Here is a 5004-nt window from a genome sequence, read left to right as displayed (position 1 = left end):
CGCCCACCGGCACGTTCGCGCAGCGGTACGAGAACGGCTCGTCGTCGAGCGGGTCGCAGGCATGGGGTTCGCCGGGATTGACCAGGAACACGTCGCCGGGCTCCAGCACATGCAGCTCGCGGGAGCTCACGGTGAGCGCGCGGCGGCTGGCGTGCAGGACGCCCACCACGTAGTGGTCGTGCAGGTGGTTCGGGAACGCCCGGATATCCCCGGCCAGCGAGCATACCTCCACGACGGACCCGTCGGGAAGCGCGAGCGCCCGCACCTCGCGCGCGCTCATGCCCCGCGGCCCCTCCTCCGCCTGCGGGCCTTCGACCCGCTCGCCTTCGCATCGCATACGCCTGATCTCCTTTCGCAAAGGCACAGTATAGTCCATGCGCACGCCGCGGCGCTTGTACGTTATTGCGCACCCGGCGGGCGGCGTACCTATCGCCCGCCCCGCCCCCGGCACCTGCCGCAGCAAGCCCCGCCGCCCGTCCGCCTCCGCACCCCCGCCTCGCCCCCGCAAAAGGGAGGGGACCCGGTTTCCCAGGTCCCCTCGAAGAGCGGTTCCAAGCGATGGCGGGCGCCGTGCGCTTTAAGCCTTCTCGTGATGCAGGTCGTCGTCGCCCACGATCGTGTGGTGCTCGGGATCGTACACGAGTCCGCCATGCTCCTTCCAGAAGAACATGAGCAGCGTCGGGGAGATGCCCTCGATGTTCGCCAGGTAGATATGGATGAACATGAAGCAGATGAAGACGTACATCATGAAGTAGTGGATGATGCGCATCGACATGAGGCCGCCCACCAGATCCGTGCCGGCCGCGAAGAAGCCCATGTTCATCGTGGGAGCCCACAGGGCCAAGCCCGTGTAGAACATCAGGATGATGAGGATGGGGATGGCCAGGTAGCTGATCTTCTGCGGAACGCCCAGCTTGGCGCCCAGCGGGTGGTCCTTCTTCAGGAACAGGTAGTACTTGATCCACGCGCCCAGCTGGTGGCGGTTGTCGGCCTGGGGCAGCCAGGTCTTGTAGTCCGTCACCTGGTAGCGCGTGCCGCCGTCCGGCGAGGACTTCACGAAGAAGGCCATGATCACGCGGACGATACAGTTGATGAACAGGATGAAGCCGCAGAACACGTGCACGCCGCGGGCGATGCCCATGAACGCGGGCCAGAACGGGAAGTGGATGCTGAAGCCCGTGACGATCAGCAGGATCATGCAGACGAGGTTGATCCAGTGCGTGATGACGAAGGGCATCGGATGCGCTTCGCGGTAGTGTGCCAAGTGCGCCATGTTACTTCACCCCCCAAGGGCTCGTGACGGTCTCGAAGCTCTTGCCCGTCGCCGGCTCGGTGATGTGGACCGCGCACGCCGTGCAGGGGTCGAAGCTGTGCACCGTGCGCAGCGCGTTGATGGGCTTCTCGATGTCGCCCACCGGGTTGCCGATGAGGGCCTGCTCCATCGGGCCGCTCTCGCCGTTGGCATTCTTCGGCGCGAGGTTCCAGGTGGTCGGGATGATGATCTGGTAGCCCGTGATCTTGCCGTCCTTGACCTCCTCGGAGTGGTAGAGCGCGCCGCGGGGCGCCTCCCAGAAGCCGGTGCCGGAGCCGGTGATGGTGGCGGGCTCGCGGAAGTACTCGCTGTCGCCGCTCTTCACGGCCTCGCAGAGCTCGGCGACCCAGTCCTTCATAAGGCCGGCGATGTAGAGCGTCTCGATCTGGCGGACGGCGGTGCGGCCGAGCGTGGACTGCGCCACGCCGATCTGGCCGGGGGCGCCCAGCGCCTCCAGCAGGCCGTCGACCTGCTCCACGATGAACGGCACGTTGCGCTTGTACGCCGCGAGGACGCGGGACAGGCCGCCGGCCTCGTAGGGCTTGCCGTCGTAGGCGGGGCACTTGACCCACGTGTAGCGGTCGTTCACGTCGTAGGAGGTGAACTCGGGCTCCGTGACGAAGTACGGGGAGGTGTAGGTCTCCTCGCCCTTGTACCAGGAGTGGCCCATGTACTCGGTGATGAGCTCTTCCTTCACGTCGGAGAGGTTGAGCTTGTCGTCGATGACGCCCATGGGCAGGTAGCGGTCCTTGAGCTCCATGCTCTCGTTCTCGAACACGCCCCAGGCCACGTAGCGGCCGCAGCCCTTGCCCCAGTTGAGCGCGTCGATGTAGTACGGCGCGATGGCAAGCGTGTCGGGGATCATCGTGGCCTCGACCCAGTCGTAGATCTCGTCGACGAGGTACTTGAGGTCGTCGAGCTTCTGGTCGGTGGGAACGAACGCCGTGCCGCCCGGGATGAGCGTCATGACGTGCGGCATCTTGCCGCCGATGATGGCGGACACCTGGGAGGCCTTGGCCTGCATCTGCAGCGCCTCCAGGTAGTGGGCCGTGCAGATGAGGTCGAGCTCGGGCGGCAGCTTGTAGCCGGTGCCGTCCTCGGCGTCGAACCAGTTGCCCGAGAAGATGGACAGCTGGCCGTTGTCGGCGAAGTTCGACAGGCGCTCCTTCAGGGCAACGAAGTCGCTGTTCGTGGACGTGCCGGCAGCCTGCGCGAGATCGTAGGCGTCGGCCGCGTCGGCCTTGAGGGCGTTGAGCGGGTTCACGTAGTCCAGCGCCGCCAGGTTGTAGAACCACAGGATGTGGCTGTGCAGGAACTGCGCGCCCTCGAGCAGGTTGCGGATGATGCGCGCGTTGTTCGAGATCTTGATGCCGTAGGCCTTCTCGGCCGCGATGGCGGACGAGTGGGCATGCGAGACCGGGCACACGCCGCAGATGCGCTGCACGATCTGCGCGGCGTCTTCGGGCGTGCGGTTCTCCACGACCATCTCCATGCCGCGGAAGCAGCCGCCGGACACCCAGGCGTCGGATACCTTGCCGTTGGTGACCTCCATCTCCACGCGGAGGTGGCCCTCGATGCGGGTGATCGGGTCGATAACTGAACGGGTCATGTAGGCTTACCTCCCTTCTTCTTCATCGGATTCGACAGCCTTCGCGTTCGCGTTGTGGCTGCTCTTCTCGCACGCGGCCTTGGCCTCGTCGCGCGTGAGGTCGTACTTCCCGATTGCCTTGCCGGGGTGGTTCTTGTCCCAGGCACGGACCTTCTCGAAGTCGGCGCCGCCGTCCATGCGGCCCGTGATCTTCATGCCGAAGCCGTGCACGACGAGCGCTGCGGCCAGGATGCCCGTGATGCCGAGCGCGATCGTGCCGGGCTGGACCATCCAGTCGCCGATGCGCAGGTCGCGATGGCGCTTGTAGAACGGGGTGTTGACCTCGACCCAGTTGTGGCCGGGGTCGTGCGGCGCGGCCTCGCAGCAGCCGATGCAGGGGGAGCCCGCCTGCACGCACCAGCTGCGGCGGTTGTTCCACAGCGTCACGCCGCAGTTGGACTTCGTCTGCGGCCCGCGGCAGCCGAGCGGGTACAGGCAGTACCCCTTGGCCTCCTCCTCGGAGCCGAACTGGTAGACGAACTCGCCGTTCTCGAAGTGGCCGCGGCGCTCGCAGTTGTCATGGATCGTCTGGCCGAAGATGCCCTCGGGCTTGCCCTCGTTGGTGAGCGGGGGCAGCTTCTCGAGCATGATCACGTCCACGAGCACGGACACGAGCCACTCGGGGTTCGCGGGGCAGCCCGGGATGTTGATGACATCCACATCGATGCCGGCCTTCTCCAGGAACTGCTGCACGCCGAGCGCGCCCGAGCTGTTCGGATGGGCGCCCATCCACCCGCCGTTGACGGCGCAGGAACCCAGCGCCACCACGGCGTTGGCCTTCTCCGCAGCCTCGATCAGGTGCTCCGTGCCGGGCTTGTCGGCAACGCGCAGCGCCTGGCCGTCCCAGCCCTCCAGCACGGCACCCTCGTACACGAGGATGTAGTTGCCGGCCTCGATCGTCTGCTCCTTGGCTTCCTCCATCGACCAGCCGGCAGCCGCGGAAAGCGTCTCCGAATAGTTAAGCGAGATCAGCTCCAGCACGACGCTCGCGGGATCCGGCGTCTCGACCTGGGCGAACGACTCGGTACATCCCGTGCACGACGCGCCTTCGATCCAGATGACCGGATAGAGCTTCCCCTTCGTAGCGCCGATCACGGATTTCTCGAGGGCCTGCGCTATCTGCGGCGCGGCGAGCTGGGACAGCCCGGCAGCCGCGGCGACGGCGCCGCAAAGCTTCATGAAGCTCCGTCGCGTCACGCCGCGGGCGGAGAGCATGTCCTGAAACTCTGAAACCGTGGCCTCTGTTTCCATGTGCACACCTCCTCAGGTGCTTCTCGTCTGATATTCACTGCTAGCATTTTCCCCGAGAAGTGTTTCTTGCGGCCTTGCGTCTACGCGAGCGCAACGTTTGGGCCGCAAATGGTACAAAAATGTTACAGATACCCCTTCTCGTAACATGATTTATGCAGGTTAGGCGCGCTTTTATGCAAAAACCCGCATAACGGGCCCAACCTCCTCGAACCACGTGCGATACAAGGCCGCTCATCGAAAAACAGGAGAAATGTTGGATTCCTGCACGGGAAGCGGCCCCACCCCTCGGGCAACGCCGCACGGAAGGATATCATAAGACGGCGCGCAAAGCGACCTTTGCATCCACATCGACCGAAGGACAACCCCATGCCCGTCTCCGCACCCGTGTTCGCCTACCTCGGCCCCGCCGGCACCTATACCCACGAGGCCGCCCGCGCCTTCGCCGCGCGGCTGGGCATCGACGAGCCCGCGCTTCTCGAATGCGCGTCGTTCGACGAGGTGTTCGACGCCGTGGACCGCGGCAAATGCGAGTTCGGCGTGGTGGCGAAGGAGAACTCGCTCGAGGGGTCGGTCACGGCCACGCTCGACAACTTCGCGTTCAAGAGCCAGGCCTCCATCCTGGGCGAGCACGTGCTCGACATCCACCACTGCCTCGTGCTGCACCCCGACGCGAAGCTGGAGGACGTGACCTGCGTGGCCTCGCACGCGCAGGGCCTCGCGCAGTGCCGTCGCTTCCTGGCCGAGCGGCTGCCGGGGCGCGCGACCGTCACCACGTCGTCCACCGCCGAGAGCG

At 65.7% G+C, this 5004-nt stretch carries 5 protein-coding genes; 1 reads left to right on the top strand and 4 read right to left on the bottom strand.

Going from position 1 to position 5004, the window contains the following annotated elements; all coding sequences use genetic code 11:
• The 4 genes from GPA_RS10930 to GPA_RS10915 all read right to left on the bottom strand — a co-directional run.
• A partial coding sequence (locus GPA_RS10930; RefSeq protein ID WP_041239503.1) for an AraC family ligand binding domain-containing protein occupies positions 1-337 on the bottom strand: 337 nt, incomplete at its 3' end.
• Positions 338-577: 240 nt separating this feature from the next.
• Entirely contained in the window at positions 578-1273 is a 696-nt protein-coding gene (locus GPA_RS10925; protein WP_041239502.1) for a cytochrome b/b6 domain-containing protein, read from the bottom strand.
• Between the two features lies 1 nt (position 1274).
• Positions 1275-2921 (bottom strand): nickel-dependent hydrogenase large subunit, encoded by a 1647-nt coding sequence (locus GPA_RS10920; protein WP_015539897.1) that lies wholly within the window; start codon positions 2919-2921, stop codon positions 1275-1277.
• A 6-nt stretch (positions 2922-2927) separates the two neighbouring features.
• The gene (locus tag GPA_RS10915; protein WP_049784119.1) at positions 2928-4211 is read right to left on the bottom strand and encodes a hydrogenase small subunit; all 1284 of its coding nucleotides are present in this window, start codon (positions 4209-4211) and stop codon (positions 2928-2930) included.
• Positions 4212-4577: 366 nt separating this feature from the next.
• Here GPA_RS10915 and GPA_RS17510 point away from each other — a divergent pair.
• On the top strand, positions 4578-5004 hold a 427-nt coding region (locus GPA_RS17510), incomplete at its 3' end, for a prephenate dehydratase (protein ID WP_331429724.1).

It is taken from the genome of Gordonibacter pamelaeae 7-10-1-b (assembly GCF_000210055.1).
In the GTDB taxonomy this organism is placed as follows: Bacteria; Actinomycetota; Coriobacteriia; order Coriobacteriales; family Eggerthellaceae; genus Gordonibacter; species Gordonibacter pamelaeae.
The sequence above is the reverse complement of the archived record's forward strand: the minus strand, read 5'-3'. Positions and strand labels throughout refer to the sequence as shown.